This is a genomic window from Actinomyces sp. B33 (assembly GCF_028437565.1).
Lineage (GTDB): Bacteria > Actinomycetota > Actinomycetes > Actinomycetales > Actinomycetaceae > Pauljensenia.
In genome coordinates, this window is record NZ_JAMRYR010000005.1 from 71,960 (window position 1) to 96,884 (window position 24,925).

Annotated in this window: 25 protein-coding genes; 18 read left to right on the forward strand and 7 right to left on the reverse strand. The window is 71.4% G+C overall.

The window, feature by feature from the left end:
- Positions 1-18 precede the first annotated feature (18 nt).
- The 6 genes from M3T53_RS08565 to M3T53_RS08590 all read left to right on the forward strand — a co-directional run bounded on the left by M3T53_RS08565 (position 19) and on the right by M3T53_RS08590 (position 4,821).
- Complete coding sequence (locus M3T53_RS08565) at positions 19-990, forward strand: ribose-phosphate diphosphokinase (protein WP_272434104.1); 972 nt, start codon at positions 19-21, stop codon at positions 988-990.
- 146 nt (positions 991-1,136) lie between these two features.
- Positions 1,137-1,433, forward strand: coding sequence for a 50S ribosomal protein L25 (locus M3T53_RS08570; RefSeq protein ID WP_442866945.1), 297 nt, complete (start codon positions 1,137-1,139; stop codon positions 1,431-1,433).
- Between the two features lie 176 nt (positions 1,434-1,609).
- Positions 1,610-2,884 carry a BMP family lipoprotein gene (locus M3T53_RS08575; protein ID WP_272434106.1) on the forward strand — a complete coding sequence of 425 codons (1,275 nt, stop codon included), beginning with the start codon at positions 1,610-1,612 and terminating at the stop codon, positions 2,882-2,884.
- A gap of 5 nt (positions 2,885-2,889) precedes the next feature.
- Entirely contained in the window at positions 2,890-3,468 is a 579-nt protein-coding gene (locus M3T53_RS08580) for a hypothetical protein (protein WP_272434107.1), read from the forward strand.
- A gap of 336 nt (positions 3,469-3,804) precedes the next feature.
- Positions 3,805-4,548 carry a TIGR00730 family Rossman fold protein gene (locus tag M3T53_RS08585; protein WP_272434108.1) on the forward strand — a complete coding sequence of 248 codons (744 nt, stop codon included), beginning with the start codon at positions 3,805-3,807 and terminating at the stop codon, positions 4,546-4,548.
- 108 nt (positions 4,549-4,656) lie between these two features.
- Complete coding sequence (locus M3T53_RS08590) at positions 4,657-4,821, forward strand: DUF3117 domain-containing protein (protein WP_272434109.1); 165 nt, start codon at positions 4,657-4,659, stop codon at positions 4,819-4,821.
- A gap of 75 nt (positions 4,822-4,896) precedes the next feature.
- On the opposite strand, the gene M3T53_RS08595 is transcribed toward M3T53_RS08590, so the two are convergent.
- The 4 genes from M3T53_RS08595 to M3T53_RS08610 all read right to left on the reverse strand — a co-directional run bounded on the left by M3T53_RS08595 (position 4,897) and on the right by M3T53_RS08610 (position 8,717).
- Positions 4,897-5,526, reverse strand: a complete 630-nt coding sequence (locus M3T53_RS08595) for an O-methyltransferase (RefSeq protein WP_272434110.1) — start codon at positions 5,524-5,526, stop codon at positions 4,897-4,899.
- A gap of 82 nt (positions 5,527-5,608) precedes the next feature.
- Positions 5,609-6,739, reverse strand: a complete 1,131-nt coding sequence (locus M3T53_RS08600) for an Mrp/NBP35 family ATP-binding protein (RefSeq protein WP_272434111.1) — start codon at positions 6,737-6,739, stop codon at positions 5,609-5,611.
- A gap of 114 nt (positions 6,740-6,853) precedes the next feature.
- Positions 6,854-7,435, reverse strand: coding sequence for a DUF1003 domain-containing protein (locus tag M3T53_RS08605; protein WP_272434112.1), 582 nt, complete (start codon positions 7,433-7,435; stop codon positions 6,854-6,856).
- On the reverse strand, positions 7,428-8,717 hold the full coding sequence (locus M3T53_RS08610; protein ID WP_442866948.1) for a magnesium transporter MgtE N-terminal domain-containing protein: 1,290 nt from the start codon (positions 8,715-8,717) through the stop codon (positions 7,428-7,430). Before M3T53_RS08610 ends, M3T53_RS08605 begins: the two co-directional genes overlap by 8 nt.
- Positions 8,718-8,812: 95 nt before the next feature.
- Between M3T53_RS08610 and M3T53_RS08615 the strand changes: the two genes are divergently transcribed.
- From M3T53_RS08615 to M3T53_RS08640, 6 genes are all read left to right on the forward strand, one after another.
- Complete coding sequence (locus M3T53_RS08615; RefSeq protein ID WP_272434114.1) at positions 8,813-9,457, forward strand: general stress protein; 645 nt, start codon at positions 8,813-8,815, stop codon at positions 9,455-9,457.
- Positions 9,458-9,931: 474 nt separating this feature from the next.
- Complete coding sequence (locus tag M3T53_RS08620; protein ID WP_272434115.1) at positions 9,932-10,345, forward strand: hypothetical protein; 414 nt, start codon at positions 9,932-9,934, stop codon at positions 10,343-10,345.
- A 43-nt stretch (positions 10,346-10,388) separates the two neighbouring features.
- Positions 10,389-11,429, forward strand: coding sequence for a putative peptidoglycan-binding domain-containing protein (locus M3T53_RS08625; RefSeq protein WP_272434116.1), 1,041 nt, complete (start codon positions 10,389-10,391; stop codon positions 11,427-11,429).
- Positions 11,420-11,767 (forward strand): ATP-binding cassette domain-containing protein, encoded by a 348-nt coding sequence (locus M3T53_RS08630; RefSeq protein ID WP_272434117.1) that lies wholly within the window; start codon positions 11,420-11,422, stop codon positions 11,765-11,767. The genes M3T53_RS08625 and M3T53_RS08630 overlap by 10 nt, the downstream gene beginning before the upstream one ends.
- A complete protein-coding gene (locus tag M3T53_RS08635; RefSeq protein ID WP_272434118.1) occupies positions 11,764-12,837 on the forward strand; it encodes a hypothetical protein in 1,074 nt (357 codons plus the stop codon). The genes M3T53_RS08630 and M3T53_RS08635 overlap by 4 nt, the downstream gene beginning before the upstream one ends.
- A gap of 18 nt (positions 12,838-12,855) precedes the next feature.
- The gene (locus M3T53_RS08640; RefSeq protein WP_272434119.1) at positions 12,856-13,110 is read left to right on the forward strand and encodes a hypothetical protein; all 255 of its coding nucleotides are present in this window, start codon (positions 12,856-12,858) and stop codon (positions 13,108-13,110) included.
- Between the two features lie 38 nt (positions 13,111-13,148).
- Here M3T53_RS08640 and M3T53_RS08645 read toward each other — a convergent pair whose 3' ends face one another.
- Positions 13,149-14,693, reverse strand: a complete 1,545-nt coding sequence (locus tag M3T53_RS08645; protein ID WP_272434120.1) for an aminopeptidase P family protein — start codon at positions 14,691-14,693, stop codon at positions 13,149-13,151.
- 82 nt (positions 14,694-14,775) lie between these two features.
- On the opposite strand from M3T53_RS08645, the gene M3T53_RS08650 reads away from it, so the two are divergent.
- From M3T53_RS08650 to M3T53_RS08675, 6 genes are all read left to right on the forward strand, one after another.
- Entirely contained in the window at positions 14,776-15,621 is an 846-nt protein-coding gene (locus M3T53_RS08650) for a PHP domain-containing protein (protein ID WP_272434121.1), read from the forward strand.
- A complete protein-coding gene (locus tag M3T53_RS08655) occupies positions 15,618-16,259 on the forward strand; it encodes a MarC family protein (RefSeq protein ID WP_272434122.1) in 642 nt (213 codons plus the stop codon). Before M3T53_RS08650 ends, M3T53_RS08655 begins: the two co-directional genes overlap by 4 nt.
- A gap of 267 nt (positions 16,260-16,526) precedes the next feature.
- Positions 16,527-18,887, forward strand: a complete 2,361-nt coding sequence (locus M3T53_RS08660; RefSeq protein ID WP_272434123.1) for a glycogen/starch/alpha-glucan phosphorylase — start codon at positions 16,527-16,529, stop codon at positions 18,885-18,887.
- Positions 18,888-19,018: 131 nt separating this feature from the next.
- The gene (locus M3T53_RS08665) at positions 19,019-19,393 is read left to right on the forward strand and encodes a GntR family transcriptional regulator (protein ID WP_272434125.1); all 375 of its coding nucleotides are present in this window, start codon (positions 19,019-19,021) and stop codon (positions 19,391-19,393) included.
- Complete coding sequence (locus tag M3T53_RS08670; RefSeq protein ID WP_272434126.1) at positions 19,390-20,109, forward strand: ABC transporter ATP-binding protein; 720 nt, start codon at positions 19,390-19,392, stop codon at positions 20,107-20,109. Before M3T53_RS08665 ends, M3T53_RS08670 begins: the two co-directional genes overlap by 4 nt.
- A complete protein-coding gene (locus M3T53_RS08675) occupies positions 20,109-20,933 on the forward strand; it encodes a hypothetical protein (protein ID WP_272434127.1) in 825 nt (274 codons plus the stop codon). The genes M3T53_RS08670 and M3T53_RS08675 overlap by 1 nt, the downstream gene beginning before the upstream one ends.
- Before the next feature lie 197 nt (positions 20,934-21,130).
- Here M3T53_RS08675 and M3T53_RS08680 read toward each other — a convergent pair whose 3' ends face one another.
- A complete protein-coding gene (locus M3T53_RS08680; protein WP_272434238.1) occupies positions 21,131-22,825 on the reverse strand; it encodes a DEAD/DEAH box helicase in 1,695 nt (564 codons plus the stop codon).
- A 249-nt stretch (positions 22,826-23,074) separates the two neighbouring features.
- Positions 23,075-24,925 (reverse strand): alpha/beta hydrolase, encoded by a 1,851-nt coding sequence (locus M3T53_RS08685; RefSeq protein ID WP_272434128.1) that lies wholly within the window; start codon positions 24,923-24,925, stop codon positions 23,075-23,077.

Here is a 24,925-nt window from a genome sequence, read left to right on the forward strand (position 1 = left end):
CATAGGGAGGAACGCCGCATGAGCGGACTGGTCACCAGCGGAGAGAAGAGCCTCGTCCTCGTGTCTGGGCGCGCGCACCTGGACCTGGCGAATCGGGTGGGCGAGGAGATCGGCTGCGGCGTCTCCCCCGTCACCGCCTACGACTTCGCCTCCGGCGAGATCTACGTCCGCTTCAACGAGTCCGTGCGGGGCGCCGACGTGTTCGTCCTCCAGTCCCACACCGGCGACATCAACAAGTGGCTGATGGAGCAGCTCATCATGATCGATGCCGCCAAGCGGGCGTCGGCCAAGCGCATCACCGCGGTCGCCCCCTTCTACCCGTACTCCCGACAGGACAAGAAGCACCAGGGCCGCGAGCCGATCTCCGCGCGGCTCGTCGCCGACCTGTTCAAGACGGCCGGCGCCGACCGGGTGATGAGCGTCGACCTGCACGCCTCCCAGGAGCAGGGCTTCTTCGACGGCCCCGTCGACCACCTCTTCGCCATGCCCGTCCTCGTCGATTACGTGCGCACGCGCGTCGACCTGGCCAACACCGTCATGGTCTCCCCCGATGCGGGGCGCATCCGCGTCGCCGAGAAGTGGTCGTCCAAGCTCGGCGGATGCCCGCTGGCCTTCGTCCACAAGACGCGCGACACGACCCGGCCGAACGTCGCGGTCGCCAACCGGGTCGTCGGCGACGTCGCCGGCAAGCAGTGCATCCTCGTCGACGACATGATCGACACGGCCGGCACGATCACCGAGGCCGTCAAGGTCCTCACCGACGCGGGGGCCTCGAAGGTCATCATCGCCGCCACTCACGGGATCCTCTCCGACCCCGCGGCCCGTCGCCTCTCCGAGTCCGGCGCCGACGAGGTCGTCATCACGGACACCCTGCCGATCCCCGTGGACAAGCGCTTCGACCGCCTGACGATCCTGTCGATCGCGCCGCTGCTCGCCCGCGCGATCCGCGAGGTCTTCGACGACGGTTCCGTCACATCCCTCTTCGACTGATTCGTCCGCCGGGGCGCCGCTGAGGTACCCTGGCCCAGTTGCTCCGGCGAGGGCGGCCCCGGCCGCCGTGATCGACAGGGCCTCCCGCGTTCGCGCAGGGGTTCATCGACGCCGGTGCGTTCCCAAGAGCCCCAGGAGGAAAACCCATGAGCGACAAGCCCGTTCTCACCGCCCAGGTCCGCACCGAGTTCGGCAAGGGCGCCGCCCGCCGCGCGCGCCGCGCCGGCCTCGTCCCCGCCGTCGTCTACGGCGCCGGCACCGAGCTCGTCCACCTCGACGTCCCCCAGCACGACCTCTTCCTCATCGTCCGCGGCACCCGCGGCGGCCAGCAGGTCGAGCTCACCGTCGACGGCTCCTCCTACGACGTCGTCGTCGGCGAGATCCAGCGCCACCCGGTCAGCCGCGAGCTGCTCCACGTCGACTTCGTCGTCGCCACGGCCTGACGCCGGCACCGAGTCCCGACGGGGGACGGATCCCACGGGATCCGTCCCCCGTTCGCGCACCCGCAGCCGTCCGAGCACGGGTCGATCCCGTGTGGGAGGGGCAACACGGCGGCGCATCCGGCGGGGACGACTGGTAGCGTGGCAATCCGTTGACGGCTTGCGATGAAAGGCCCTTCGTGAACAAGCAGATGATGGCAGGCGGCGTCGCGGTCCTCGCGGCCGCGTCCTTGAGCGGATGCGCCTCGAACCTCCCCCAGTCCACCCCGACCTCCGTGACCGGAACGGACCGGGCCGTGGTGTGCGCGGCGCTCGGCGAGGACGGCGCCGAGGCGCTGGGCCCCCGGGCGCTGGCCGACGCGGTCGAGGCCGCCGCCGAGTCGCTCGGAGCGGACTCGCGCACGGCCTCGGGCCCGAAGGCGGCGACCTCCCTCGCCGACGCCGGGTGCACCCTCATCATCGCGGCGGATCAGTCCCTGACCGCCGACCTCATCGCCGTCGCCGACGAGCACCCCGACGTCGACGTCGCCCTCCTGGGAGGGGCCCTCAGCGGCCCTCAGGGGGAGGACTACCGCCGCGACAACGCGGCCGCCGTCGACCTGCGCCTGTCCGAGGCCGCCTACCTCGCCGGCTACGCGGCCGCCGGCATGACGACGACCGGGACCCTCGGCGTCGTCGGAGGAACCGATGACGCCCTGACCCAGGGGGCGATGGACGGGTTCGCCCAGGGCGTCGACGCCTACAACCGATCCAAGGGGACCTCGATCCGCGTCCTGGGTTGGGACCCCCTCGCGCTGAGCGGCGCGCTCGCCTCGACCGCCGACGGGGTCGAGGCCGCGGCGGCCGAGATGATCGCCGAGGGCGCCGACATCATCATGCCCGTCGCCGGAGAGGCGAGCGCAGGGGCGTTCTCGGCCCTGGCCGCATCGGGCAACCCCCTGGCCCGGGTCATCACGACCGGGGCGACGACCACCGATCTGCGCGCGGGCCAGGCCGTTGCGGCGGATGGGGACGCCCAGTCCGCCGGCTCCGCCCAGTCCGGAGAGACGGCCCAGTCCGGCCCGGCCCCCCAGTCGGGCGACGAGGCCGGCTCCGACCGCTCCGATGCGACCGCCCAGTCCGGCGTCGGCCCGCGCGAAGAAGCCCAAGCCGACGACGACTTCTCCCAGGACTACCTCGACCGCGTCGGCGTCCCCGTCCTCACCGGGATCGTCACCCGCCTCGACGAGATCGTCGCCGACCTCGCCGAGCGGAGCATCCGAGGCGAGATCGGACCCGATCCGATCGTCTACTCGACGGCGGACGGGCGCGTCCACCTCGCCGGATTCGCCGACGCCGCCGCGCTGATGTCGCCGGAGCTGACCTCGGATCTGACCGCGCTGCGCGAAAGGATCGACTCGGGCGACCTGATCGTCGCCACGGCCTTCGACCTGGCCGACGCCGACCGGAAGTGACGCCGGTGCCCCGGCCCGCCTCCTACCCCCGGCAGGTCGATGCGACGACCTGCGGGATCGCGGCGCTCGCCGTCGTCGCCGCTCGCTCCGAGGCGTCCCCCGACTACCTCGGCGCCGGGCCCGAATCCATCGTCCGCCACCAGAAGGCCCTCCACGTCGTCGCCTCGCGCGTCGGGATGCCGTGGCCCCGATCCCTGGGGACCTCCCCGTGGGCCCTCGCCCGCCTCGCCTCCGCCGCCACCGGCAGGCGCTACCGGAGCGCCATCGGCCGCCGGCTCCGCGCCGCCATCGACCGGGGCCTCGACCACGGCGACGTCTTCGTCTACACCGGGGGAGGGCCCCAATGGTGGAGCCGATGGATCCCCCGGCACGTCGTCGCCGTCCTCGCCGACGGACCCGATCCCCGCGACGGATGCTACGACGTGTACGAGCCGTCCTCCGGCCTCATCCACCGCGTCGACGCCGACGGATTCCTCACCGGGGCCGCGGGCGGGCGAGCCGCCCGCGGCAACTGGCGCCGGGCCCTCCTCGTCCTCGCCCCCGAGCCCCTCCGGGAGGGGCCGACCCGAGCCTGCCGACGCTGAGCCCCTGGAACGGCGTCGACGCCGAGGGCCGCGAGCACCTCGATGAGGGAGCGCCAGCGGGCGCCCACCCGCTCCATCAGGAAGGCCGCGAGCCCCACGACGGCCCCGTCCCCCGGGAAAACGGTTCGTCAGCGGGGAGGCGTCGCCGGCCCTGGCGGGGCGTCGAGTCGGGCGGGAGCATCGGCGCCGGCGTGCACCCCATCGGGCTGGCGGCGCCCGGGTACCCGGGCGCGCGGGCGAAACCGTGCTCGACCCGGATATCCTGCAGGGGCGCCGCCCCAGATCGCGGCCCGCGCCGCCGGTGCCAGGCCGGCGCCTTCGAGGAATGAGGACCCCATGACCGACGCCCCCCGCACGTCCTACCAGCGCGGCCCCGTGATCCTGCGCGGACCCCAGATCCCCACCGAGACCTCCGACACTCGGCTCCTGCGCGAGCAGCGCGGATCCGACTGGGTCCACGAGGACCCGTGGCGGGTCCTGCGCATCCAGTCGGAGTTCGTCGAGGGGTTCGGCGCCCTGACCGAGGTCGGCCCCGCGATCTCCGTGTTCGGGTCGGCCCGCACCCCCCAGGACTCCCCCTATTGGCGGGCCGCCTACCGCATCGGCCAGATGCTCGTCGACCGCGGGTACGCGGTCATCACCGGCGGCGGCCCGGGGGCCATGGAGGCGGCGAACAAAGGGGCGTGGGACGCGGGCGGCAAGTCCGTGGGGCTCGGCATCGAGCTGCCCCACGAGCAGAAACTCAACCAGTGGGTCAACATCGGCATCAACTTCCGCTACTTCTTCGCGCGCAAGACGATGTTCCTCAAGTACTCGACGGGCTTCATCGCCATGCCCGGCGGGTTCGGGACGATGGACGAGCTCTTCGAGGCCCTGACCCTCGTCCAGACCGGCAAGGTCGGCTCCTTCCCGATCGTCCTCGTCGGCACCTCCTACTGGGCGGGGCTCATCGACTGGATCGAGGACCGGATGATCGGCGAGACGATGATCACCCCGGGGGACGAGGCCCTCGTCCACGTCGTCGACGACGAGGAGGAGGCCGTTCGCCTCGTCCTCGGCGACCCGATGCCCCCCGCCTGAGGCGAATCTGCGCCTTTGCGCGCACCAACGGGCCGCTCCTTGGTAAAATGGGCGGGTCCGCTGCGGCGCGCCCCGTGCCGCCAGCCCAGCACAAGAGGAGCGCAGCCCATGGCAGCCATGAAGCCCAGGACCGGTGACGGACCGCTGGAGGCAACGAAAGAGGGACGCGGCATCGTCATGCGCATCCCCAGCGAGGGCGGCGGCCGTCTGGTCATCGAACTGACCCCCGACGAGGCCTCCGAGCTCGCCCAGGCGCTCAGCGCCGCAGTCTGACCCGACGCTCGTAGGCGACGCCCCCGTCCCAGGATCGGACGGGGGCGTCGCCCGTCCTGGGCGACCCCGGGCCCCTCAGCGCTTGACGGCGACCGCCAGGCCGTCGCCGACGGGCAGCACCGCGGAGACGAACTCCTCCGAATCGCGCAGGAAGTGGACGACCTCGCGGCACACGACCGTCTCCGCGTCGCGGCGCGCCGGATCGGAGACCTGGTCGCGCCACAGGGCGTGGACGAAGGCGACGGTCCCGCCGGGACGCAGGACCCGCACCGCGTGATCGAGGTAGGCGGGGGCCTCGGAGACCTCGGCGTCGAGGACCATCATGTCGTAGCCGCGCGCCGCCATCCTCGGCAGGACGTCGAGGGCGCGTCCGGCGATCAGGCGGGTCCTCTGAGAGGACACGCCGGCGGCAGAGAACGCCCGTCGCGCGTGCTTGTGGAACTCGACCTCGTGATCGATCGACGTGAGGACCCCGTCGGCGGCCATCCCGTCGAGCAGCCACAGGCCCGACACCCCCGCGCCCGTGCCGACTTCGAGGACGGCGCGCGCCCCCGACACGGCGGCGAGCATCCGCAGGGCCGCGCCCTGGCCGGGCGTCACCGGCTCGGCGCCGAGCTCCGCGGCGGTCGCGCGGGCCTGGGTGACGATCTCGCGTTCGGGGATGTAATCCTCGGCGTACACCCAGGTCTGGGCCTTGTCAGCCATTGCGGCCGCCTTTCGCAGGAACAACAGGAACGAGTGGAACACTCCAACACTAGCGCCCGAAGGGCGCGCATCGGGGGACGGCTCAGCGCCGGACGGGGGAGACGCCGAGGGGACGGCCCGCCAGCCCCCGCTCGACGGAGCCCAGGGACGCGGCCAGGGAGGAGAGGACGTCGGCGGCCGGACCGGAGCCGACCGCGACCGGACGGCCCTCGTCGCCCCCCTCGCGCAGCGCGATGTCGAGCGGCACCTGGCCCAGCAGCGGGACCTCGTAGCCGAGGTGGGCGCTCAGGCGCGCCGACACGGACCGTCCGCCGCCCTCGCCGAAGATCTCGAGGCGCGACCCGTCGGCCTGGGGCAGGTACGACATGTTCTCGATGACGCCGACGACCTTCTGCTCGGTCTGGGAGGCGATGGACCCGGCCCGCTCGGCGACCTCGGCGGCGGCGACCTGCGGGGTCGTGACGACGACGATCTGGGAGGAGGGCAGGAGCTGGGCGACGGAGATCGCCACGTCGCCGGTGCCCGGGGGCATGTCGATGAGGAGGACGTCGAGGTCGCCCCAGAACACGTCGGCGAGGAACTGCTGAAGGGCCCGGTGGAGCATCGGGCCGCGCCAGATCACGGGCTGGCCGTCGGGGACGAACATGCCGATGGAGATCACCTTGACGCCGCAGGCGCCGACGGGGGGGATGATCATCCCGTCGATGACCTGCGGCTCGTGGTCGACGCCGAGCATCCGGGGGATGGAGAAGCCGTAGATGTCGGCGTCCATGACGCCGACCTTGAGACCGGACTGGGCCATGGAGGCGGCCAGGTTCGCCGTCATCGAGGACTTGCCGACGCCGCCCTTGCCGGAGGTGACGGCCAGGACGCGGGTGAGGGATCCGGGCTGGGCGAAGGGGATCTCCCGCTCGGCGCGGCCGCCGTTGAGTTTCTCGCGCAGGGCCTTCTTCTGCTCGTCGTTCATCACGCCCATGTCGACGGCGACGGAGTCGACCCCGTCGAGGGCCCCGACCTTCTGCTCGATGTCGGCTCCGATGGGGCCCCGCAGCGGGCATCCCGCGGTCGTCAGGAGCACGTGGACGCGCACGGCGCCGCCGTCGATGTCGATGAGGTCGGGGGAGACCATGTCGAGGTCGGTGATGGGGCGGCGGATCTCCGGGTCGATGACGGCGCTGAGGGCCTCCATGACCTGTTCTCTGGTGACAGTCATGGACCCATCCTAGGAGCCGGGCGGCCGGGCCTTCCACGCGAGAGGCCCGTCGCCCGGCGGGTGCGCCAGGTGTGCACGCCGAGGGGGCGGGGACGGTCGGATGCCCCGGCGGGCTCAGCGCCCGTCGTCGTGCCCGGAGCGATCCGCCTGCTCGGCGGCGAGCTCGGCGAGCGTGGGCGCCTCGGGGCGGGGGCCGTCCTCCGGGTCGGCGGCGAGGTCGAGGTCGGCGCGCAGGTCCTCGAGGACGTCGCGCAGTTCGGAGCGGACGAAGTCGCGGGTCGCCACGTCGCGCAGGGCCAGGCGCAGGCCGGCGATCTCGCGCGTGAGGTACTCGGTGTCGGCGAGGTTGCGCTCGGCGCGCTGACGGTCCTGCTCGGCCTGGACGCGGTCGCGATCGTCCTGACGGTTCTGGGCCAGGAGGATCAGGGGCGCCGAGTAGGAGGCCTGCGTGGAGAACGCGAGGTTGAGGAGGATGAACGGGTAGGGGTCCCACGCGTACTCGCGGGATGCCCGGTATAGGACGAGGTTCGCGGTGATCCACGCGATGACGAAGATCGTCATGTAGAGGATGAACCGGGGGGATCCCATGAACCGGGCGGTGGCCTCGGCGAATCGTCCGAAGCCGTCGCCCCGGGAGCGCCTGCGGCGCAGGAGGCCCCAGCCGGAGTCGCGGGGGGTGTCGAGACGCTCAGCCATCGATGCTCCTTGCCATCATGCGGTCGGTGACCTCGTCGTCGAAGTCGCGCCAGTCCTCGGGCAGGAGCTCGTCGAGGACGTCGTCGACGGAGACCGCGCCGAGGAGGTGGCCGTCCTCGTCGACGACGGGGAAGACCGTGAGGTTGTAGGTCGCCAGGAGGCGGGTGACGGTGGCGACGTGGTCGTCGGGGGAGGCGGCCTCGATGTCGTGGTCGAGGATCGTGCCGAGGAGGGTCTGCGGGGGCTCGCGCAAGGCCCGTTGGATGTGGACCATCCCGAGGTACTGGCCGGTCGGCGTCTCCTCCGGGGGGCGGACGATGAACGCGACGGTCGCCAGGGAGGTCGGGATGTCCTCGCGTCGGGCGGCGGCGAGCATCTGGGCGACGGTGGCGTCGGGGCCGAGGATGATCGGCTCGGTCGTCATCAGCGAGCCGGCGGTCGACTCCTCGTAGACGAGGAGCCGTCGCACGTCGGCGGCCTCCTCGGGCTCCATGAGGGCCAGGAGGGTCTGGGCCTGGGCGTCGGGCAGTTCGGAGACGAGGTCGGCGGCGTCGTCGGGCTGCATGACGTCGAGGACGTCGGCGGCGCGCTTGGCCTCGAGTGCGGTGACGATGGCGACGCGGTCGTCGTCGCCGAGCTCTTCGAGGACGTCGGCGAGCCGGGCGTCGGGCAGCTGCTGGGCGACGGCGATCTGGCGCTCGCGGGGCAGGTCGTGGATGAAGTCGGCGAGGTCGGCGGGCCGCATGTCCTCGGTGTGCTGGATGAGGGCGGTGGCCGACTGGTTGGAGTCCGTCTTGAGGAGGCCGGAGATCTCGTCGACGGAGACGGTCAGGGTCTCGCCGCGCCGGGAGAACCCGAGGGCGGTGGCCCGTTGGCGCTGGACGTGGAGCTTGGAGATCACCCAGTCGCGGGGTCGGCGCCGTTCCATGGCGACGTCGACGATCCGGGCCTGGCCGGTCCCGTCGTTCATGGTGACGACGCGGTCGAAGAGCTCGGACAGGACGAGGGTCTCGATGGGGCGCTGCTTGAAGGAGCGCATGTTGAGCAGGCCCGTGGTGATGACCGAGCCGGCTTCGATCGAGGTGACCCGGGTCAGGGGCAGGAAGACGCGTTTGCGGGGGCCGACCTCGACGACGAAGCCGATGACGTTGGCCGCGGATTTGAGCCGGAAGGCGACGACGACGTCGTGGACGGCGCCGACGCGGTCGCCCAGGGGGTCGAAGACGGAGGTGCCGGCGAGCCGGCCGATGTAGATGCGCTTGCCGGCCGTCGCCAGGTCCATGGGTGCAGTGCTCACGGAACCAGCCTAGGCTGGTTGACGGATGAACCGATGCCAGGACTCGTCGAATTGGGTCCGTTGTCACGCCAGGAGGCCCCATGCCCCGAACCGATGTCCCCGGATCGATGCCGACGATGCCCTCCGGGGTGGAGGTCGCGTCCTATCGCACGTACGCGGAGGCGCAGGCGGGCGTCGACTACCTGTCGGATCAGGAGTTCGACGTCAAGGCGATCACGATCGTCGGCACGGACCTGCATCTTGTCGAGCGGGTGACGGGGCGTTTGACGATGGCGCGGTCGGCGATGTCAGGGGCGTCGACGGGCGCCCTGTGGGGCGGGTTCCTCGGCATGATGATGTCCTTCGCGGCGCCGGAGCGCTCGGCGCTGATCTGGGTGGCGTTCGGCCTGGTCGGCGGGGCGCTCGCGGGCACGCTCATGGCGGCCCTGTCGTACGCGGCGTCGGGGGGTCGGCGGGATTTCGTCTCCCATTCGCAGGTCGTGGCCTCCCGGTACGCGGTGCTCGCGTCGGCGCAGGTGGATGAGGCGTTCCGCCTCTTGCAGCGCACGCCGGGCAATCAGATGCGCCCGAGGCCGCGCCGGGCGCGGCCGGAGCCGGAGGGGCCCACGGAGTACGGGTCGAGGCCGGACGAGGAGCCTCGTTTCGGCGTGCGCGTATCGGATCCGGGGGAGGGGAACGGGGCCGGCTCGACTCCCTCGACCGAGGATCCGGGGGAGCGGCCGTAGACGGGGCTTGTTTTCGGGGTTATCCTGCGGCTGAACAAGGGGGTTCAGCGGGTCTCGCCCAAGCGCACGGGGTGAGGACGGTTCGCCGTATCGAATCGTCGGGTTCTGCCGGGCCTCCCTGGGTGCGGGGACGCGTCGTGGCTCGATTGGCCGAGCGCTCTGCGCGCCGAGAGAGTGTCGCCGGTGAGGCGGGAGGAGCGATGGTGCGCGGTTCGATGAGGGTCTTCGGAGGACGCGGACTCGGTGGGGGTCGCGAGGACGCGACTCATACGGGGAGGCGGCGGGGAGTCGTCGTGGCGTGCGCGCTCGCCTGCGGGGCGGGCCTGGCCGTATCCTCCTGTTCACAGGGCGGCGCGCTCGACGGCGCCGCGGCAGCCCCCCGGGCAGTCCGCGTCGGTCCCCGCTGTCGACGGCCCGTATGCGACGGAGCTCGCTCAGGCCTATCGGGATTCGCAGTCGGAGTACTTCCGCGAGGTGATCGCCGATGGGGTCATCACCGATGCGGAGTACGCCGAGGCGCAGAGTCGCTCGCGCCAGTGCTTGGAGGACAACGGATTTACCGGGATCGTCCAGAACCCCGACGGGACGAGAAGCATCGATGTGCGGACCGACATCAGCGAGGAGGAAGAGTCTCGCTTAAAAACCGAATGCGATGATCATTCGGGGCTCATCGATACCGAGATCTGGTACCGGATGCTGAAGGCGAATCCCGACAACGTCGATTGGCCGAGCGCCGAGCGGGACTGCCTCGTCAAGGCCGGGCTCCTCGAAGCGGGGACCACCGTCGAGGAGATGAACCAGTGGTACGTCAGCGGCGATCCGGCGTCCCGGTCGTACGAGGCCTACGTGTGCTCGCAGGACGCCCTCGGGCACCTCGGTCTCCAATGACCCCGCCCCCACGGCGCGCGCCACGACCCCGGGAGGGGGACCGATGACCCGCTCGCTCCTGGCGCTCGCAGCCGCCGTCACCGCCATCGCCGCGGGCATCGCCCTGGGCGCCCTCCTCTTCCGCCCCGCCGTCCCCCGCGGCCTCGACGAGGCCCCCGCCGTCGTCGACACCCCCGTCGCCGAACGCGCCCTCGACGACCGGCGGACCGTCAGCCTCGCCCTCGACCTCGGGCCCAGCACCGCCCTGAAATCCCCCGCGGACGGGCTCGTCACCGCGTTCCACTGCCGCCCCGGCCAGGCCGTGTCCTCCGGCGACCACCTGATGACCGTCGGCGACCAGCGCGTCTACGCGCTCGCCACCGACGCGCCCCTGTGGAGAGACCTCGGCCCGGGCGACACCGGCGACGACGTCGCCGACCTGCAAGAAGAACTCCAGCGCCTCGGATACCCCCTCGCGGTCGACGGGGAGGTCGGGCCCCGTACCCTGCGCGCAGCCGCCGACCTCGTCGGGCTGGTCGACCCCGCGTCGATCCGCGCGTACACGACGATCCCCCGCGCCTCGTTCGTATGGCTCCCCGCCGCTAGCGTCGTCCCCGTCTCCTGCACCGCATCGGTCGGAGACGGCGTCAACGAGCACGACGACCTCGCCGCCCTCGAACGGCCCCTCGTGCGCGCCCAGATCGTCGCCATGCCCGACGACCTCCTCCCCGGGCCGCGCCGCCTGACCGTCGACGGGCAGGACCTCCCCGTCGACGACTCGGGCGCCGTCGACGACCCCGACGCCCTCGAACGGCTGCGCACGACCCCCTCCTACCAGCGCTGGCTCGCCGGCCTGGCCGACGACCCCGCATCCGCCCTCGACGCCGCCCTCGGCCTCGTCGACCCCGCCGTCGTCTCCTCCGTCAGCCCCTCGGCGATCTACGACATCGACGGGGCCGCCGCGTGCGTCCTCGACAACGGCGCCCCCAGGCCCGTGACGATCGTCTCCTCCGAACTGGGCCAGACCCACGTCGTCTTCCCCGACGGACGACCCGCCCCCCTCTCCCTGCCCGCCTCGACCCGGACGGGCCCGCCGTGCAGGTAGTCATCGACTCCGTCGGCCACCGCTTCCCCACGGGCCCCTGGCTCTTCCGGGGACTGACCGCCCGACTCGACCCCGGGCAGGTCTACGCCCTCGTCGGCCCCTCCGGGAGCGGCAAGAGCACCCTCCTCAGCCTCATCGCCGGATGGGTCGCGCCCGCCGAGGGCGCCATCGAGCGCCTCGGGAGCGGCCGGACCTCGTGGGTGTTCCAGAATCCCCACGGCGCGCCCCGCCGAACCGTCCTCGACCACGTCGTCCTCCCCCTCCTGGCCGCCGGGGCCCGGCGCCGCGAGGCCGAGGCCGACGCCGCGCCCCCCACGCGATGGAGGTGGCGCCGATGACATGGGGCTCGATCCTGTCGGAGGGCTGGCGCGACACCGTCAGCGGCACGAGCCGCGCCCTGCTCTGGGGCGTCGTCACCGCGGCCATCGTCTTGACCGTCATCGCCGCCGAGATCCTCCACGCCCACGCCGCCGCCCTCGCCGCCCAGGAGTACGCGGCCAGCGGCGCCTCGATCATCACCCTCCAGGCGCCCGGGCGGATCGACCCCGCCGCCTGCGAGGCCCTCAACCGGGTCGAGGGCGTCCGCGCCGCCGGGGCGCTCGCCGCCGAGGAGGAACGGGTGCGGCTCGCCGTCCTGCCCTCCGCCCCCGTCCCCGTCGCCACCGTCACCCCCTCGTTCCCCGCCGTCCTCGGGGCCCGGACCGGTGCACGGGCCGGGGCGGTGATCTCCGACCAGGTCGCCGAACGGATCAATGCGGGGCCCGGGGACGCGGTCGCGACCGACGGCGACGACCTCGTCGTCTCCGGCGTCTACGCCTACCCGGAGGATGGGCGGGCCTCCGGCTACGGGTACATGATCCTCCTGCCCTCCAACGCCCGGACCGCGTACGACGAGTGCTGGGTCGACGCCTGGCCCCAATCCGACCTCCTGACCGGCCTCGTCTACTCCTCCCTCATCCCCACGAGGGACCCGCAGGCGGCGAGCCCGCGGATCGGGCAGCTCAACTCGACCCTCGGGGCCCGCTTCACCGGTAGGGAGCAGTTCGACGCCAGGGCGACCCGCTTCTCGCCGGCCGTCGTCGCCCTGGCCTGCCTCGCCCTGGGATTCGCCTCCGTTCGGGCGCGCCGCCTCCATCTCGCCTCCGACCTCCACGCCGGGGCGACGCGGCGCGACATGCGCACGATCGTGGTCGTCGAGACCCTGTGGTGGCTGGCCCCCGTGATGCTCCTCTGCGAATCCGCGGCGATCATCCTCACGGCCGGGCTCGGGGAGCTCGACGATCCCGCGCCCCTCGTCCTGGCGAACCGGATCGTCTGGGCGGCGACGGCCGCGTCCCTGACCGGCGCGGCCCTAGGATGGTCGTTGACGCGCGAGCGCCACCTCTTCGCCTATTTCACGACACGATAAGGGGAACAGGAGACAGGGATGAGAAAACTGTTCCGGGCGGCAGCGGCGACGGGCATCGCCGGCATCGTCCTGCTCGCCGGCGTCCACCTGGCCCTCCTCGTCCTCTCGACAGCAGACCCCTCGGGAGGGGCGAATATCGGGCTGGGGCTCGTCGGGCTCGCGGCATACGGGGTCCTCGCGATCGCCGCCGTCCTGTGGATCGTCTACGCGGTCGCGCGCATCGGGTCGCGCCGCGCGCCGGGCCCGGACCGGCAGGCGCCTCCCCGGCAGTAGCGCCGAGGACCGGCCCGCGGCGAGCGGGCCGGGCGCCCTCACCGGCCCTGGGCCGAGGCGATCCACGCCTCCACGTCCGCGATCGTCCGCGGGATCGACTCCGAGAGCCGAACGACCCGCCCGTCGTCGCCCACGACGACATCGTCCTCGATGCGCACCCCGATGCCCCGGTACTCCTCGGGGACCATCATGTCGTCGGCGCGGAAGTACAGGCCGGGCTCGATCGTGAAGCACATCCCCGGCTCCAGCAGCGCGTCCTGATACATCTCGCGGCGCGCCTGCGCGCAATCGTGGACGTCGAGGCCCAAGTGGTGGCTCGTCCCGTGCGGCATCCACCGGCGGTGCTGCTGGCCGGCGGGGGACAGGGCCTCCTCGGCGCTCACCGGCAGCAGCCCCCACTCCTCCAGGCGCGCGGCGATGACCCGCATCGCCGCGTCGTGCACGTCGCGGAACCGGGTCCCCGGCTCGTTGGCCCGGGCCAGCGCCGCCTCGCACGCGTCGAGGACCGCCTGATAGACGCGGGCCTGCACCTCGGTGAAGCGGCCGCTGACGGGGAGCGTCCGGGTGATGTCCGCGGTGTAGAGGGAATCGACCTCGACGCCGGCGTCGACGAGGACCAGATCGCCCTCGTGGACCGGGCCGTCGTTGTCGATCCAGTGGAGCGTGTTCGCGTGATCGCCCGCCGCCGCGATCGTGTCATAGCCCAGGCCGTTGCCCTCCTCGCGGGCCACGGCCCCGAAGGCCCCCTCGATGACGCGCTCGCCGCGCCGGTGACCGACCGCGCGCGGCAGCGCCCGCAGGATGTCGTCGAAGCCGGCGCGCGTCACCTCGACGGCCCGCGTCAGCTCGCCGATCTCGAAAGGGTCCTTGCGCAGGCGGATCTCCGACAGGCGCTCCTCGAACTCCTCATCCGCTCCCCGCGCATCCTCGCCGTCGGCCAGTCCCGCCTCGGAACGGACCTCGTTGACCATCCGCTCGACCTGCTCGTCGACGCCGCGCACGACCCGAAGGCCCACCTGCCCGGCGTCCTTGGCGAGCGCATCGCGCAGCGTGTCGATGTGCTCGCAGCGCAGCCCCGTCGCCGCCGACACCTCGTCGAGGGAGGGGCGCGCCCCCACCCAGAACTCCCCGTAGCGGGCGTCGGCGTAGAACTCCTGCGACGTGCGCGACGCGCGGGGCTTGAAGAAGAGCACCGCCTCATGGGGGCCGTCGGCCCGCGGCTCGAGGACGAGCACCGAATCCGGCTCCTTCTCCGCGCCCAGGCCCGACAGGTGCGCGAACGCCGAGTATGCGCGGAAACGGTAGGTGCAGTCGTTGTTGCGGACCTTGTACGTGCCCGCGGGGACGACGAGGCGCTCGCCGGGGAACGGCTCGCCCGCCGCGGCCGCCCGCGCCGGCAGGAAGCCCGCGACGGCCTCGCGCTCGGGCAGGGACGCGTCGCGCGGCCCCCAGCCCGAGCCCATGAACTCTCGGAACGCGTCGGAGTCGGGGCGCCTCGAGCGCCCCTCGACGCGCTCGGCCATCGACGCGGGAGCCGAATCCTCGGCGGGGACCTGGGAAGTCGAATCAGTCATGGACCCCATGATGGCACCGCCGCCGCGCGGACGTGAACCCGCCCCGCGGCGGCGATTGTCCGGCGGCGCCGTCGACGGATACCCTCGGCACATGCCCAGGATCGACCCGCACGCCCACTCGGCCCTCTCGGACGGCACCGACGCCCCCGCCGAGCTCATGGCCGCCGCCGCGGCCGCGGGCCTGGACGCCGTGGGCCTGACCGACCACGACACCTTCGCCGGCTGGGACGAGGCCGCCGGCGCGGTCGAGACCACCGGTGTCGCGCTGATCCGCGGCGTCGAGATGTCCTGCGCCGCCGACGGCATCACCGTCCACCTCCTCGGCTACCTGCCCGACCCCGACGACCCCGGCCTCGCCGCCGCCTTCGACGAGACGATCCGCTCGCGCGCCACCCGCGCCCGGCGCATGGTCGACGCCCTCGCCTGCGACTACCCGATCACGTGGGAGCAGGTCGTCGCCCTCGCCCCCAGCGGGGGCCCCGTCGGGCGCCCCCACATCGCCGACGCCCTCGTCGCCGTCGGCGCCTTCCCCGACCGGTCCTCGGCCTTCGCCCGCGCCCTGCACCCCTCGGGCCCCTACTACGTCCACCACTGGGCGCCGACGCCCGTCGACGCCGTCCGCCTCCTCGTCGCCGCCGGCGGGGTCCCCGTCCTCGCCCACCCGCGCGCCCGGGCCCGCCAGCGCCTCCTGCCCGAGTCCGTCATCGACGAGATGGCCGACGCGGGGCTCTTCGGCATCGAGCGCGACCACCGCGACCACGGGCCCGCCGACCGCGCCGACGTCGATCGGATCGCCGCGCGCCTCGGGTTGCGGATCACCGGCTCCTCCGACTATCACGGGTCCGGTAAGCCCAACCGCCTCGGCGAGAACCTCACCGAGGCGGCCGTCATCGACGAGATCGCCGAACGCGGACACCTGGAGGTCCTCCACCCGTGAGCATCGCTTCTGTCATCGACGCCGCCCTCTTCGCGACGACGTTCACGACCCTCATCGTCATCCTCGACCCCATCGGGACCGTCCCCGTCTTCCTCGGGCTGACGTCGAGGCTGACCCCCGCCGGGCAGCGCCGCGCCGCCCTCCAGGCGACCTCCGTGTCGATCTCCGTCATCCTCACTTTCGCGGTCCTCGGCCAGCAGATCCTCTCCCTCCTCCAGATCTCCATCGAGGCCCTCCAGCTGTCCGGGGGGTTCCTCCTCTTCCTCGTCGCCATGGAGCTCCTCATGGGCAAGGATTCCGACGAGCCCGACACGGGCGACGACAACGTCAACGTCGCCCTCGTCCCCCTGGGGACGCCGCTGCTCGCCGGCCCCGGCGCCATCGTCGCCGTCATGGTGTCCGTGTCCCACGCCGGCTCCTCGGCGCCCGGATGGGTCGCGGTCGTCCTCGCCGTCGTCCTCGCCCACCTCGTCATGTGGGCGACGATGCGCTTCTCCCTCGTCCTGTCGCGCCTCCTGGGCCCCGGCGGGATCCTCATGCTGACGAAGATCTCCGGCCTCCTGCTCGCGGCGATCGCCACCCAGCTCGTCATGGGCGCGATCTTCGACTTCATCTCCTCCGCGCACATCCTCGGGTGAGGAGGGCGACCGCGCCCCGGGGCAGAGAATCGGGGTCCGAAGCGGGCGAGGGATCGGGGCCGTCGCCTCGGCGAGGGGGGAGGACCGGCGTCGGGATCGGGGCGTGTCGCGCGAATCGTTGGGTTGTCTGAGACGGATCGGGGCGCGATGAGCGGCGAGTGAGGTTCCTCAACGAATCCGATGCGGGAAAACCGATGCTTCCTCGCTAGTCTGGCGGGGCACGACGCCCGCCCGCCGGGCGGGGAACCACTCGAAGAGGGGAAGTCCATGACGCTCACCGATTCCGTCGTCTCGCAGGTCCGCGCGGCCTCGGGGCGCCCGGTCGCCGAATCCACTCCGATGGAGGTCTGGCACGGCCTGTCCTCGGCCGTCATCGACCGCATCGCCGACGACTGGAGCGCCACGGCGAAGACCTACGCGGCCACCCGCCAGGAGCACTACTTCTCCGCGGAGTTCCTCATGGGCCGCGCGCTCCTCAACAACCTGTCGAACCTCGGCCTCGTCGACGAGGCGCGCGAGGCCCTCGCCGCCCACGGCCAGGATCTGTCCACCGTCCTGGAGGAGGAGCCCGACGCCGCGCTGGGCAACGGGGGACTGGGCCGCCTGGCCGCCTGCTTCCTCGATTCGTGCGCCACCCTCGACCTGCCGGTCACCGGGTACGGGATCCTCTACCGCTACGGCCTGTTCAAGCAGCTCTTCGAGGACGGCTTCCAGACCGAGCACCCCGACCCGTGGATGGAGGAGGGCTACCCCTTCGTCATCCGCCGCGAGGAGCTCCAACGGGTCGTGTCCTACGCGGACCTGACCGTGCGGGCCGTCCCCTACGACATGCCGATCACCGGCTACGGGACCCGCAACGTCGGGACGCTGCGGCTGTGGCGCGCCGAGCCCGTCGAGGAGTTCGATTACGTCGCGTTCAACTCCCAGCGCTTCACGGACGCCATCGTCGATCGCGAGCGCACGCACGACATCTCGCGCGTCCTGTACCCCAACGACACGACCTTCGAGGGCAAGGTCCTGCGCGTGCGCCAGCAGTACTTCTTCTGCTCGGCGTCCCTCCAGTCGATCGTCGACGGCTACATCGCCGCCCACGGCGACGATCTCAAGGGCTTCGCCCGCTACAACGCGATCCAGCTCAACGACACCCACCCGGTGCTCGCGATCCCCGAGCTCATGCGGCTCCTCATGGACGAGCACTCCCTGGGGTGGGAGGAGGCGTGGGAGGTCGTCTCTCAGACCTTCGCCTACACGAACCACACGGTCCTCGCCGAGGCGCTGGAGACGTGGGAGATGACGATCTTCGACCGGCTCTTCCCGCGCATCGCCGAGATCGTCCGCGAGATCGACCGGCGCTTCCGCCTCGACATGGCCGGGCGAGGCCTGGATCAGGGGCTCATCGACTACATGGCGCCGGTGGCGGGCACCACGGTCCGCATGGCGTGGATCGCCTGCTACGCGTCGTACTCGATCAACGGGGTGGCGGCCCTCCACACGCAGATCATCGCCCGCGAAACGCTCAAGGAGTGGCACGACCTGTGGCCCGAGCGCTTCAACAACAAGACGAACGGGGTGACGCCGCGCCGGTGGCTCAAGCAGTGCAATCCGCGGCTGGCGGCCCTGCTCGACGAGGTCGTCGGTTCCGACGAGTGGGTCACCGACCTGTCGGTCCTCGCCCGTTTCGCCGATGCGGCCGACGAGTCGGTCCTCGATCGGCTGACCGAGGTCAAGCGGGCGAACAAGGCGGACTTCGCCGCGTGGGTGAAGGAGCGCGAGGGCGTCGACATCGATCCGGAGGCGATCTTCGACGTCCAGATCAAGCGGCTCCACGAGTACAAGCGCCAGCTCCTCAACGCCTTCTACATCCTCGACCTGTACTTCCGCCTCAAGGAGGACCCGTCGTTGGAGGTCCCCAATCGGGTCTTCGTGTTCGGGGCGAAGGCGGCGCCCGGCTACATCCGCGCCAAGGCGATCATCAAGCTCATCAACGCGATCGCCGACCTGGTCAACGCGGATGCGGACATCGACGGGCGGCTGAAGGTCGTGTTCATCCACAACTACAACGTGTCGCCGGCCGAGCACATCATCCCGGCGGCGGACGTGTCCGAGCAGATCTCGACGGCCGGCAAGGAGGCGTCGGGCACGTCGAACATGAAGTTCATGATGAACGGGGCGCTGACCCTGGGGACCCTCGACGGGGCGAACGTCGAGATCCTCGACGCGGTGGGCGACGAGTGCGCGTACATCTTCGGGGCGCGCGAGGACGAGCTGGGGGAGCTGCGGCGCGACTACGACCCGCGCTGGCACTACGAGAACGTCCCGGGCCTGCGCCGTGTCCTCGACGCGCTGACGGACGGGACGCTCAACGACAACGGGTCGGGGTGGTTCCACGACCTGCGCGGCTCCCTGTTGGAGCACGGGCACGAGGCGGCCGACGTGTACTACGTCCTCGGGGACTTCGACGACTATCGGCGGGTGAAGGACCGGATGGCCGCCGACTACGCGGATGCGCGCGGGTGGGCGCGCAAGGCGTGGGCGAATATCGCGGCGTCGGGGCGGTTCTCGTCGGATCGGACGATCCGCGACTACGCCGATGAGGTGTGGAGGCTCGATCCGACGCCGATCGCCTGAGCGCGTGCGCGAGGCCCGTCGTCCCGGGTGGGGCGGCGGGCCTCGTCATCGCGCGGGTGGGCTTGACGGGGAGGGCCCCATCTGACAATGTATTAGTGTATTAATACAGCAATTCAGGAAGAGGGGTGCCGATGCGCATCGACGACACCCGACCCATCTGGGTGCAACTCGCCGAGGAATTCCGGACGAACATCGTCTCCGGCGCCTGGCAGTCGGGCAGCAGGATCCCCTCCGTGCGCGAACTCGCCGTCGGAGCCGGGGCCAACCCCAACACCATCCAACGCGCCCTCGGCGAACTCGACCGCGAGGGCCTGACTCTCACCGAGAGGACCGCGGGACGCTACGTCACCACCGACGAGGCCGCCATCGCCGCCGCCCGAACCGCCCTCGCCTCGACCGCCGCCGACACCTATATCGCCGCCGCCCGCTCCCTCGGCCTCACCGAGGACGGCGCCACCGGCCTCGTCAGCACCCGATGGACCCCCACCACAGGAGAATCCCGATGACCACCCCCGCCCCCGGGGACCACGCGCCCCTGCTCGCCGTCACCCGACTGACGAAGACCTACCGCGGCGCCCCCGCCCTCGACGACCTCACCCTCAGCCTCGACGCCGGGCACATCGTCGGACTCCTCGGCCCCAATGGATCGGGCAAGACCACCCTCCTGAAGATCCTCGCCGGCGTCCTCGCCGACTGGACCGGCGACGTCTCCATCGCGGGCCACCGCCCCGGACACGCCACCAAGGGCTTCGTCTCCTACCTGCCCAGCGTCGACTTCCTCGACCCCGCTCTGACCTGCCAGGCCGCCATCGACCTGTACGACAGGTTCTTCGCCGACTTCGACGCCGCCAAAGCGCGCCGCATGGTCGACTTCTTCCGCCTCCCCGCCGACAAGACCCTCAAAGAGATGTCCAAGGGCATGGGGGAGAAGCTCCAGATCGCCCTCGTCATGTCCCGCCGCTCGCGCGTCTACCTCCTCGACGAGCCGATCTCCGGCGTCGACCCCGCCGCCCGCGACTACATCCTCCAGGGCATCCTCTCCGAATTCGACCCCGACGCCCTCCTCCTGATGTCCACCCACCTCATCGCCGACATCGAACCCATCATCGACCACGCCCTCTTCCTCGCCGACGGCCGCCTGCTCATGTCCGGCGACGCCGACGACCTCAGGGCCGAGCACGGGATGTCCCTCGACGCCCTCTTCCGCAAGGAGTACCGCTGATGCTCGCCACCGTCCTATCCCACGAACTGCGCGCCCAGGCGAAGAACGACCTGCGCACCGTCGGGATCCTCCTGCTCTTCGCCGGCGGATTCACCATCGTCGGGCTCTTCGCGGGCGGGTTCTTCGTCGGAGCCGGCCTCGTCCTCCTCCTCATCCCCGTCGCCCTGCTCGCCCAGGCCGCCGCCGACTACTGGCAGACGATGTACGGGGCCCGCGGCTACTGGACGATGAGCCTGCCCGTGCGCGGGCGCGACCTCTACCTGGCCAAGACCATCCGCGCATTCCTCTCGGCCCTCGTCGGATCCCTCGTCACCGTCGCCGGACTGACACTCGTCGCCCTCGTCGGCATCTGGCGGACGCGGCTGCCCTACGACGAAGTGGTCCGCGGATTCGAAACGATGCTGAGGATCAGCACGGACTCGGCCGCCATCGTGCTGCTCCTCGCCGGCCTCGTATCCCTGTTCTGCCTGATCCTCCAGGTCAGCGCCGCCATGACCATCGGCGCCGAGGCCCGCTGGAACCGCTACGGCATCGGCGCCCCCATCGTCATCTGCGTCCTCATGTACGTCTTCAGCCAAGTGGTGTCGGTCGTCTCGATGCTCTTCGTGCCGGTGGCCTACTCCTTCGACGAGAACCGCATCGTCATCCGGTCGGTGGGCAGCGAGCTGCTCACGGGCGCCTCCGGCCCCGTGAGGGTCGTCACCGACGAGAGCCCGAGCAGCGACCTCATCGGAGTCGCCCCCTCCGTGCTCGCCCCGATCATCGCCGTCGGCTTCGCCTGGTGGGCGATCCGCTCGATCGAGAACCGGACGTCGCTGCGCTGAACGCCCGCTCCGGGAGCCGCTGCGCCCGGACCCGTCAGAAGCACGGGCGCCGCGGCGCGCGCCGATGACCCCGCGTCCGCCCCGCCGTCAACGGGACGGGACGAGGCGCTGGCCGGGCCCCGCCTCGGCGCCCGCCGGAGACGCGTCTCGTAGCGTAGCCATCGGCCCGCCTCGGTGTCCGCCTGGACGCGGCGATGTCAGTCCTGAGCGCCATCCCCCGACGAGCCCTTGCGGCGGCGGATCCTCTTGCGCGCCGGGCGCGGAGCCTGATCTTGCGAGGCGTCGAGGGTGTGGTTCCCCCGGCCCCGCCCCCGGGACCCCCGATCCGAACGCCCCTGCTGACCGGCGCGCGACGACGCGCCCCCATCACGAGACGCCCGTGACCTGCCCGACCGGGAGCCCCGCGACATCCCGCCCCGGGGGGCGCCCCGCCCGCCCCGTCCGGACCGGCCCCGGCCCTCGCGCGACGACGGGCCCCCGAGATCCTCGAGGACCTCGGCGCCGAGCCCGGCCAGCGTCCGCTTGGCCCGCGGCAGGCGCCCCGTCGTCCCCTCGGGAATGTCGAGATCGGTGAACAGGTGCGCCGACGTGTGGTACGTCTCCAGGGGCTCGGGAACGCCCAGGCCCAAGGCCTTCGAGATCAACGACCACCGGGGGGTGTCGTCCCAGTCGACGAAGGTCACCGCCGTGCCCGAATGGCCGGCGCGCCCGGTGCGCCCGATCCGGTGGATGTAGATCTTCTCGTCCTCGGGGCACTGGTAGTTGATGACGTGGGTGACGTCGTCGACGTCGATGCCGCGGGCCGCGACGTCAGTGGCCACGAGGACGTCGACCTTGCCGTTGCGGAAGGCGCGCAGCGCCTGCTCGCGGGCGCCCTGCCCGAGGTCGCCGTGCAGCGAGCCCACGGCGAAGCCGCGGTCCGTCAGGTCCTCGCCCAGGCGGGCCGCGGTGCGCTTGGTCCGGCAGAAGATGATCGAGCGCCCCCGCCCCTCCGACTGGAGGATACGGGCGACCACCTCGACCTTGTTCATCGCGTGGACCCGGTAGATCACCTGCTTGACGGAGTTGACCGTCTGATTCTGGTCCTCGGGGTCCTGGGCGCGGATGTGCGTCGGATGCTCCATGAACTTGCGGGCCAGGGCGACGACCGGGCCGGGCATCGTCGCCGAGAACAGCATCGTGTGCCGGTGGGAGGGGACGCGCGCCAGGAGGGTCTCGACATCGGGGAGGAAACCGAGGTCGAGCATCTCGTCGGCCTCGTCGAGGACGACCGTCTCGACCCCCGACAGGTGCAGGTGGCCCTTGCGCAGCAGGTCGATGAGGCGCCCGGGAGTTCCGACGACGACGTCCGCACCGCGCTCGAGGGCCTCGATCTGGGGCTCGAAGGCGACGCCGCCGTAGATCTCGACGATGCGGGTGGCCAGGAGAGCTCCCGCGTCGCGCAGGTCGCCGGCGACCTGCTTGGTCAGCTCGCGGGTCGGCAGAACGATGAGGGCCTGGGGCTTGCCGGGGTTGAGGAGGTCGTCGTAGCCGGGCTCGTCTGGGGCGATGACGTCCTCGAGGACGGGGATGCCGAAGCCGAGGGTCTTGCCGGTACCGGTCTTGGCCTGGCCGATGATGTCGTGGCGGTCGAGGGCCGGCGGCAGGGTGAGCGCCTGGATGGGGAACGGGTGGGTGATGCCCTTGGCCTCGAGGGCGTCGACGATGGGGTCGGTGACGCCGAAGTCGGCGAAGGAGCGGTGCTCGAGGTCCTCGTCGCCGGAGTCGACGACGTCGGGGGTCGCCTCCTCCTCGACGGCGATCGGCTTGATGTCGCCGAGGCGGACGACGCCCGCGGAGTACTCGACCCTCCGGGGGGCGGTGGTCTCGGCGGCGCGGGCGTCGGCGGTCATGGGGGCGCTGTCGCCCGCGTGGATGTCGGTGGTCACGATCGGCCTGTCCTCCCGGGCTCTCCCGGGGTCGGGGATGGCAGCCGATCGCGCATCAATCGAGGCGCCTGCGGGCGCCTATCCGCATGTCTTCTTCAGCGACCGGTCAGCCGTGGTCGCCCTCATTGTACGAGGGCGACCGCGGCCGTCCCATGCGGTATGGCCTATCACTCATCGAGCGGACAGGCGCGGGCCCGGAAGCGGGAGGCGCGATCAGAACGCCCCGACCTGCCCCCCGACGAGCATCCAAGCGAAGATCGCGGCGCCGATGGTCGAGGAGACCCAGAGTGATCGCGTCCTGACGTGCACCCACACGGTAAGCGCGACCAAGGCGGTGAACTGCGGGATGACGACCGCCAGCATCATCATCCAGCGTCCGCCGAACGTCGGCAGGCCGATGACGTCCATTCCGGGACCGAACCCCAGGTAGCCGGGGACGAAATGGGCCAGCCACAGCAGGCACAACCCCCCGATGGCGCTCACCCAGGAGAAAATGAATCTTCTCAGCCACGTCTTCTGGACGGCCTCGCCTGGGCGCTCGCGGATCTGCGCCATCACGGTCAAGGACAGCCCGTTGACGACGAAGAAGAACATCCAGATGATGAGGAAATAGGGCAGGAGGACCAGGGCCCTCTCGGGAGTCAGCGTCTTGAGCATCGGCCACAGGACTCGGAACTCCGGCCCCCTGAAGAACGCCGTCACCCCCACGAACAGCGCGAGCCATCCGATGAGCAGCGCGCACAGGGCCGTGGACGCCCCGATCCACCGATGACCGGCGGGAACGATCCCCAGCTCCTGCCATGTCCATCCTCGACCCGCCCCGCGGAGCCTCCACACGAGGAAGACCCCCAGTGTCACCGCAGTCGTCACGACCAGCCAGGTGGCGATGCCGTTGCCCATCTGGAGGGGGAGGAAGGGGATCACCGCCGAGATCGGATCGTCCCCACCGCCTTTCTGCGTGCACAGCGGATACAGGAGGATCGTCATCAGGATGCTCGCGACGGCTGTCATCACGAGGCTTCTGCGGCTCGCAGCCGGGGATCTGGGCCCCGGGACGATCGCGCCGCCGAGGAACGAGTTCCTCAGCAGGAGGCCGAGCAGGGGGACCAACGAGGCGATGAGGCCGCCGAGCGCGAGGGCCCCACCGATCTCCTTCCATTGGTAGACCTGCGAATCGGGGGCGATCCAGTGCTCGTCCTGAGCGCCTCCTCGCAGCGCGTCGTTGAACCATGCGACGACTGCACTGTTGGAGGCCCCCGAGGTCATGACTCCCAGATGGGTCCCCGAGACGAGTTCGGCGCGCCTGGCCGAGCCGTCGTCGAAGGACCCGTACGTGTGATTCCACTCCAGCACATCATCGGGAGCGAGGCCGAAGGCATCGAGGCGGGCCGGATGGGTGCTGAGGGAGGCGACGGGGAAGGTCTTCTCCCGATAGGGGCCGATCTCCTCGTTGTCCCCCTGGACGAGCAGGTAGTTGCGGACCTCGTGGATCGTGGGGTCCCCTCCGTTGCCGGACAGGGCGGCGACTGCGCGGACTCCGTCGTTGGCAGCGGCGAGTTTCACCGCGTAGATCGATCCGGTCGAGTGCCCGTAGACCCCCAGGGCATCGGGGATCACGAAAGGCAACGAGACGAGGTAGTCGAGGCCGTACTGGGCTCCTGAGAGGATCTCCGGGTCGACTCCGTGCTGCGTCGAGGAGCCGTGCCCGAATTGATCGATGCTCAAGACGACGAAACCGCGGCGGGCGAGCTCGATGGTTCCGAACGTCGTCGTCGCCTCCTTGTCCGACTGGTATCCGTGCAGGGCGAGCAGCCCCGGGGCCGGGTCGTCAACGGAGACCCATGTCGGCCGGTAGACCTTGGCCGACATGGGGACCCCTTGCGGGGTCATGAAGTCGACGGCTCGGACATCGATCCGACCGAATCCCCGGTCGGCGCTCGATGACAGGACGATGCCGCTCAACGAGACGAGGAGGAGGACGAGGAGGGCGATGACCTGCTGTCGCAGGGGAGACGAGTCGGCGCTCCCATGGCGCGCGGGTGTCTGGATCGGGATGGCGCTCAT

Coding starts and splice junctions, on each gene's coding strand:
- M3T53_RS08565 (WP_272434104.1), top strand. CDS start 19: ATGAGCGGACTGGTCACCAGCGGAGAGAAGAGCCTCGTCCTCGTGTCT.
- M3T53_RS08570 (WP_442866945.1), top strand. CDS start 1,137: ATGAGCGACAAGCCCGTTCTCACCGCCCAGGTCCGCACCGAGTTCGGC.
- M3T53_RS08585 (WP_272434108.1), top strand. CDS start 3,805: ATGACCGACGCCCCCCGCACGTCCTACCAGCGCGGCCCCGTGATCCTG.
- M3T53_RS08590 (WP_272434109.1), top strand. CDS start 4,657: ATGGCAGCCATGAAGCCCAGGACCGGTGACGGACCGCTGGAGGCAACG.
- M3T53_RS08595 (WP_272434110.1), bottom strand. CDS start 5,526: ATGGCTGACAAGGCCCAGACCTGGGTGTACGCCGAGGATTACATCCCC.
- M3T53_RS08600 (WP_272434111.1), bottom strand. CDS start 6,739: ATGACTGTCACCAGAGAACAGGTCATGGAGGCCCTCAGCGCCGTCATC.
- M3T53_RS08605 (WP_272434112.1), bottom strand. CDS start 7,435: ATGGCTGAGCGTCTCGACACCCCCCGCGACTCCGGCTGGGGCCTCCTG.
- M3T53_RS08610 (WP_442866948.1), bottom strand. CDS start 8,717: ATGGACCTGGCGACGGCCGGCAAGCGCATCTACATCGGCCGGCTCGCC.
- M3T53_RS08615 (WP_272434114.1), top strand. CDS start 8,813: ATGCCCCGAACCGATGTCCCCGGATCGATGCCGACGATGCCCTCCGGG.
- M3T53_RS08625 (WP_272434116.1), top strand. CDS start 10,389: ATGACCCGCTCGCTCCTGGCGCTCGCAGCCGCCGTCACCGCCATCGCC.
- M3T53_RS08635 (WP_272434118.1), top strand. CDS start 11,764: ATGACATGGGGCTCGATCCTGTCGGAGGGCTGGCGCGACACCGTCAGC.
- M3T53_RS08640 (WP_272434119.1), top strand. CDS start 12,856: ATGAGAAAACTGTTCCGGGCGGCAGCGGCGACGGGCATCGCCGGCATC.
- M3T53_RS08645 (WP_272434120.1), bottom strand. CDS start 14,693: ATGGGGTCCATGACTGATTCGACTTCCCAGGTCCCCGCCGAGGATTCG.
- M3T53_RS08650 (WP_272434121.1), top strand. CDS start 14,776: ATGCCCAGGATCGACCCGCACGCCCACTCGGCCCTCTCGGACGGCACC.
- M3T53_RS08660 (WP_272434123.1), top strand. CDS start 16,527: ATGACGCTCACCGATTCCGTCGTCTCGCAGGTCCGCGCGGCCTCGGGG.
- M3T53_RS08665 (WP_272434125.1), top strand. CDS start 19,019: ATGCGCATCGACGACACCCGACCCATCTGGGTGCAACTCGCCGAGGAA.
- M3T53_RS08670 (WP_272434126.1), top strand. CDS start 19,390: ATGACCACCCCCGCCCCCGGGGACCACGCGCCCCTGCTCGCCGTCACC.
- M3T53_RS08675 (WP_272434127.1), top strand. CDS start 20,109: ATGCTCGCCACCGTCCTATCCCACGAACTGCGCGCCCAGGCGAAGAAC.
- M3T53_RS08680 (WP_272434238.1), bottom strand. CDS start 22,825: ATGACCGCCGACGCCCGCGCCGCCGAGACCACCGCCCCCCGGAGGGTC.
- M3T53_RS08685 (WP_272434128.1), bottom strand. CDS start 24,925: ATGAGCGCCATCCCGATCCAGACACCCGCGCGCCATGGGAGCGCCGAC.